We start from the raw sequence: 6539 nt of genomic DNA, 5'->3' as shown, positions 1-6539 counted from the left end.
ATTTCCAGAAGCTGGAAATGTATTGGCTTGACCATACACATAATTACTTGATAAGAGCATGAGCCATATCATTATAACTGCATAAAATTTCTTCATAATTTTTCTTTTATCAGTAGTTTCAATAATTCAATCTCGGCTTCCATTTTTTCCAATTTCCTCTCTTGACCTATGGTATGCAGTGTCAACTCCTCCACCTTCTCCAACAACTTCTGGTTCAGTTCCAGCATATTGACCCCTTCTTCTTCATATACCTTGGCTGGTTTCAATCCCGGCAGGTGGCCATTTTCCCCGATAAAAGAATTCACGGCATCCAATGGCATCAATTCATAGCCTTTTTCAAAAACATAATCAGGCCAGTTGGTGGCTTCCAACTTTACCTCCTTGGCTCGGATGGTGCCGTTCACTTCAAGCTTGTTGGTAGGGACTGTAGTACCGATGCCAAGATTCCCCATGATTGCACTGTTGCCTCCACGGACATGCAGCGGATGGTTCAACACAGTCCCGGAAACCTTGGCATACTGATCTATTTCCGTTTTTATGTCATAGGAAGCACTACCATTGGGAGTTACATAAGGCAATGGGTTCTGGACACCATCATATACAATTGGTGAAACAGTCACATTGGAATCAAAATGATAAGTTGTATTGCCTCCCCGAAGCCATATAATAATTCTTTTGCTACTATTGTTACTTGATACATCCAACCAACCTGCTACAAATCCCCTTAAAGAAGGATCACCAGTAGAACTATTGATTATATGTGCATCAATAAAATGCGCCTGATTCCCCCAATTATTGGCATGGAAATTAAAAGTTGCAATCATGGCTCCCCTCCACTGGCTGTTGGTATGGACTGCGGATCTGCCCAAGTGTAATTCTGTCTGCTTGTTGAAATTCCAAGCACCATCACTCCAGGTTACTGGATAGAATTTGTTGATATCCCCACCCACGTTGAAACTTCCATTTTGCTGTGCCTTTGCCGAAGCACAAACCCCAATAACAGCCAAAAGCAATAAGGGGAGAAATTTAAAAACAATTCTTGCCATCATCTTAGATCATTTTTGTTGCTGCCTTTCCAGCTGTTTGATTCTTTTTTCCTGTTCGATCAAATGCAGTGTCAACTCCTCCACCTTCTCCAGCAGCTTCTGGTTTAGTTCCAGCATATCCACCCCTTCCTCGGCATACTCTTTTGCCGACTTCAACCCAGGCAGATGTCCATTTTCCCCAATAAAAGCATCTACCTCTTTCAATGGCATCAATTCATAGCCTTTTTCAAAGACATAATCAGGCCAGTTGGTTGCTTCAAGCTTTACTTCCTTGGCTCGGATGGTGCCGTTGACTTCGAGCTTGTTGGTCGGGATGGTGGTGCCGATGCCGACATTGCCAGTATTGGTAATTCTCATTTTTTCTTGAAGATTACCGCCCAAAGTGCTGAAAACAATCTTACCATTTCCTCTGTTTGAACTGATATTAACACCGTTGGCCGTCCCAGCATCACCTGTAGTGCCTATATATCCAGCTGTATTCCCGTCATCTGATTTAACAGAGAATTGTCCATCTACCATTACAGTCCCTTTTACATGCAGCTCGACAGAAGGATTGATAATACCAATTCCAACCCGGCCATTAACCGCTAGGTGTACTCCTACAGGCAATATGGTTGAAGCAGGATGTCCAATTGCTACACCCCTATATCTTGATTTGTCCCCTATATCAGGTTGTAAATGAAATGTCGAATAATAATCGCCATACACCGATGTGGTATTGTGCCTGCTCAATATCCACGCTCTCCTGGCATTTAAGGAGTTTGCCAAACCTATTTCGATTGCATTATTGCTATTTACATAGGTCTCTACCACATCCCCTCTACTTGTTTCAGTGGGGAAACTTTGGGCAAGCAATCCACTTGCAGACATCATAACTAATAAAAATGTCAGTACAGTTTTCACCATATATTAATCAGATATTTGACTTGGGGTTTATTAAACAATTCTCTTGTTCTCCTGCCTTATGGTTCTTTAAGAAAAAAAGAATACTCTCTTTCCCCATGACTTAGATTTCGGGTATCAAATCAGTCCTTCTTCATATCAGGACCAACTCCTATAAAGCTTCCCTCCTGTAAATAAATTCTTCTATTGGAAATAGAATCAACCTTACCTGCCCCCCGGAGAGGGAAAGTTAAGGACTTAACAGAATCTTCTTCTAATTTTACTTGATTAGCCATTCGAATATCTTTTTTGTTGCGATACATTGAACCGGCACCTAGATCCCTCCCACGCTGAATAACAAAACGCTCCCCCCCCATCTCACCAGATTTATCAGTTTGTTTTCGTACGGATGCTTTCTTTACTTCATTTTTTTGATGGATATTTCCGCCAACATATTTACCATCTTGTAGAATAAATCTTCGGAAATCAATATCTGTTTTATTTCCTTCTTTTACCTGGGCTTTTGCTTCGATTGCATAAAAAGTTGCTCCCCATCCAATGGACAACAGCACCAATAGACATTTTCTTAAATCTTGCCTCATCTTACTGTTTTCCAAGTAATGTCTTTAGTTTATTGTTTTCTTCTTCTAAATTGAGAATCCTCTTTTCCTGTTCGATAAGGTGTAAAGTAATCTCCTCTACCTTTTTAAGCAATAGAGCATCCATTTCCCCCAGGTTCACACCTTTTTCACTGACTTCTCTTGCAGAAGGAACTTCTGGCAATCTTCCATTTGCTCCAATATATATGTCAATCTCCTGCAAACTCATTTTCTCATACCCTTCATCAAAAACATAATCAGGCCAATTGGTTTGCAACTTAACATCAATGGACTCTGCCAAAATCCTACCTGCCACTGCCAAATTGTATTCATTGGCTTCTGTATTGATGCCTACCCTTCCATAAAAAACAGCTGTGGTATCAGGGGCAAGAGATAGCACCTTAAACAACTCATTTCCATCACTATATTCAAAATGAAATTTTTTATAGTTCCCTGTCTCTCTTTTTTGAAGTCTTATCCCAAAACTGGAATTACTCGGGTAATTCAAATTATACAAATCCAAAAACTCTTCTTCATTATCCCCATTCACTAAAGCCAGTGTAGATTCATATGCTTGACGGGATTCAGTAGGACTCCATATCTTCAAGATTGTAAAATCGGTGCCATACCTTCGAAAATAGGGAATCCCAGAGTGTGGATAATGGAATAAAAGAGAGGATCCTGCTTCATCAAACACATCATATGCTTGGTCAAAACGCAAAGCTGCATCTTCCAGTACTATACCCGAATTATCCAGATTAGGTGATACTCTTAAGGGGTCTCTATACCCCATTGTATTGCCTTTGAGCCAAAGGTTATTGTTTTCCATAACAGCACCATCCCATAAGAATAGCCTATTGGAAGTACTGTTTCCCTGATCGGTAACTGACTGTAAGGTTTCTTGCCCATATGTACTGAATGAAATGATTGCCATCAAAGACGAAAAAAAAAGTAATGATCCGATTCTGTTCATATAAATAATGTTTTTAACATAAATTAATTTTATAATAAATATATTTTTAATGCTATTACTAACTGTATTTTACACTTTCTGTAATTGAAATTATACTTTAATACAACAAATTTTTGCTATTCCAAGCACTTGTCATTCAATCTGTAAAACAGATCAGCCCCCTTAATCGAATCTGTTTTTACTTTCTCATTCACAATATCAACTTCTTCATCACTTATCAAAAACAGAATGCTGCCATCCTAATTTTCATTCCATCTCACATTTTTTATGGAGTACAGTAGAAGGCTCTGTTTTCCCAATACCTGCCTTGGCCATAGAGAAGCCCAAAATCACTAAAACCCAAAATGGAGATCAAGACAAGTGACTTTTTCATAATCTTTCTTTAACAGCCTGTTTGGCTTGGGACTTAATCGAACAATCCTCATGTTCTCCTGCCTTATGACCTTTTGCATAAAAAAAGAATTCTTTCCTAGCCAGTAAAAATCCCCTATAACAGAAACAGATGAATAAAACTTAGTTGTTATTTTCGGCTACAAACATATAGATTCTTATTTATATTAAAAATACCTACAAGTAGGTATTTTTTGCAACAAATATTCTTCGTAAATAGCTGGATTTTTGATCCTTATCATGACCATTTTTCAAATACAAAAAAACGCATTTCACTATATTTTTTACCAACTATATTTTTTACCAAAAAAATAACCAAAAATTTTATTTCGAAAACAGCCAAAAAAAAGTTGAAGATTTTTTTCCCAATAATTTTTTTGAAGAAAATCCAGGCTATTTTCCTCTGGATATGGCCCAATTACCAGACCATTTCCATTGGCTATCCAACAAAAAACAAACGACAATGTTTTGGCTTGATTGTATTTTTGTTGGGATTATTTTTGACAATTCCGAAAAGACTGATGGATCAAACAGTTAAAGACAGCCTATTTGATGTTGTGAAAAGAGAGGGCATAACAACCCCTCGTCTGCAAATGAGTAGTAGTTTTCGGCTGTCAGGATTATATGGTTCGATGGTGTTCATTTAAGTTTTGAATTTGATTAAGGTTCGGCATCAGCCTTTTTGCCAAGAAAGCCCAAAAGGCAAAGGAATAAATGAATGCAAAACAGTAAGCCCAATTCAAAAAGGCCTGAATTGCGCAAATCAATTATTGTTAAAAAACAGCGAAAGTGATTTTGGTTATTGTCACTACTTAATGGAGTTATTCAAATAGCTCATGATCAAAACAGATCAATTAAAACAAAAAACTATTCCCAAAGAAAATATCCTTGGGAATAGTTCACTACAAAAACGTCTCGTTTATAAAGTCTCTTAATTACCAAGGCTTTCCTGTACCTTGCAATAGCCAAGGTTTAGACCACTGGTTATTGGCTCCACGACCTTTTTCATAAGGGGTAACTTCCAATCTTTGGATAGCCTTTTCAACCTGTGCATTGTTGAAGTTGACTTCATTGTTACCATAATTGAACCTTACCGGCAAAACTGGTTCAGGGGATGCTGGCCCAGGGGTCAAAGCAGGATATCCTGTACGTTTGAAGTCAAACCAAGCTTCGGTAGCATTTGTCCAAGATGCTATCCATTTTTGTTCTATAATCTGTCTCTGGGTACCATTGTATGCTATGTATGGATGTTTAACAAAGTCATCATAACTTTCACCTACGCCCCATGCATCCAATGAAGCTCTGATTCCCTCATTATAGTGACCAGCAGCATCTCCTACAGCCCATCCTTTCAGTGCCGCCTCAGCAAGGATAAAATTCACCTCTGCCGCCGAGATGATTCGGGCTTTGAGGAGATTGTGTTTGGAAAGCCGGTAAACATCCGCCAACTGTGATACATGTTGATTTTCAAGAAGTTGACCAGGTGTTGGATTTTCGTTGTGTGCTGATGGTTGTAAATGACCCGGAGGGAGACCTACAAATTTTCTTGTATCTAAGTTCTTACCCAATAGATCTGGATTGTAATGTCTGGTAAAGACATTTCCTGCCGCTATCTCCTGCACATATACAGCATCATCCAAGGACAATACCCCAGATTGTAGCACACCATTTTTTCTAATAAAAGGATCCATGGCAACATGCAGTGATCGATCTTCTACCCATGGACAGTGTACTGGCCTAAACCATACCGAAACCCTCGGATCCTCAGTTTCAAGCATCGGATCCAACAAGGTATTGCAAGGCTTTAACCTTCTGAAATTTGACCCTGCGTCAAATGCTGATGCCGAAGGCCAGGAGTCTGCTGATGAAGCGCCAATGTAATCCATCATGACATCATCTGCTGCAGAGGTGATAAGGTTTCCTTTTGTATAAACTTCCTCAATTCCTGATTTGGCAAAGTCCGGTAGCTTTTCAGATAAACGCATGTAGTAACGCAATCTCAAGGAGTTGGTAAACTTCAGCCAACCGCTTACGTTCCCTCCGAAATACAGGTCATATTCTGGAATTATACCTGTAGCAGGATTTTGTCCAAAAAGCTCAGAAGCTGTTCTCAAGTCTTCCAAAATCCCTTTGTAAATCATCTCCTGACTATCAAATTCAGGAAACTGATATTCCAAATCATCATTATTACCCTGCAAAGCCTTAGAGTATGGGGCATCTCCCCACAAATCGGTAATCATTCCGAATATCAAGGGCTTCATGGCAAGCCCTACGGCTTTATGAAAATCCGATCCTGTTTCTTCAGCCCTCTGGATCATAAATTGGTTGTTTCGGAGCAGTGCGTACCAGTGGCCCCAATCCTGCAGGTTCCACTCATAATGGTTATGCCCACCATACCATCCATCTTTTTGCGTATGTTGCATAACTCCCGCAATATCCTGATAGCCAAGGTTCATTAAATTTTGCCCCACCCCTACCATGATGGTGGGCATCAACATGTTTGGATTTGCTATCGTTGGTGCGACTCCATTGGGGTTCTCATTGATTTCGTCCAAACTTTGGCAGGAGTAAAACAATAATGATAATGCCAAGATTGATTTTCCGATAAGTTTTAATATTTTTTCCATTGTATGACTGTTTTTTTACCTA

General features: G+C 39.3%; 5 protein-coding genes. All 5 read right to left on the bottom strand.

Translation table 11 applies throughout. From position 1 onward, the window contains the following. Positions 1–92 precede the first annotated feature (92 nt). Positions 93–1049: a hypothetical protein gene (locus ACFSKL_RS11990; RefSeq protein WP_376886479.1), complete on the bottom strand. Its 957-nt coding sequence runs from the start codon at positions 1047–1049 to the stop codon at positions 93–95. Positions 1050–1055: 6 nt separating this feature from the next. After that, entirely contained in the window at positions 1056–1952 is an 897-nt protein-coding gene (locus ACFSKL_RS11985) for a tail fiber protein (protein ID WP_376886478.1), read from the bottom strand. Positions 1953–2071: 119 nt separating this feature from the next. Next, positions 2072–2530, bottom strand: a complete 459-nt coding sequence (locus ACFSKL_RS11980) for a hypothetical protein (RefSeq protein ID WP_376886477.1) — start codon at positions 2528–2530, stop codon at positions 2072–2074. 1 nt (position 2531) lies between these two features. Further along, positions 2532–3500: a hypothetical protein gene (locus tag ACFSKL_RS11975; protein ID WP_376886476.1), complete on the bottom strand. Its 969-nt coding sequence runs from the start codon at positions 3498–3500 to the stop codon at positions 2532–2534. 1325 nt (positions 3501–4825) lie between these two features. Beyond that, positions 4826–6517: a SusD/RagB family nutrient-binding outer membrane lipoprotein gene (locus ACFSKL_RS11970; protein WP_376886475.1), complete on the bottom strand. Its 1692-nt coding sequence runs from the start codon at positions 6515–6517 to the stop codon at positions 4826–4828. Positions 6518–6539 lie beyond the last annotated feature (22 nt).

The organism is Belliella marina (assembly GCF_042682445.1).
GTDB lineage: Bacteria > Bacteroidota > Bacteroidia > Cytophagales > Cyclobacteriaceae > Belliella > Belliella marina.
This window is presented reverse-complemented; position numbering and strand designations above follow the sequence as displayed.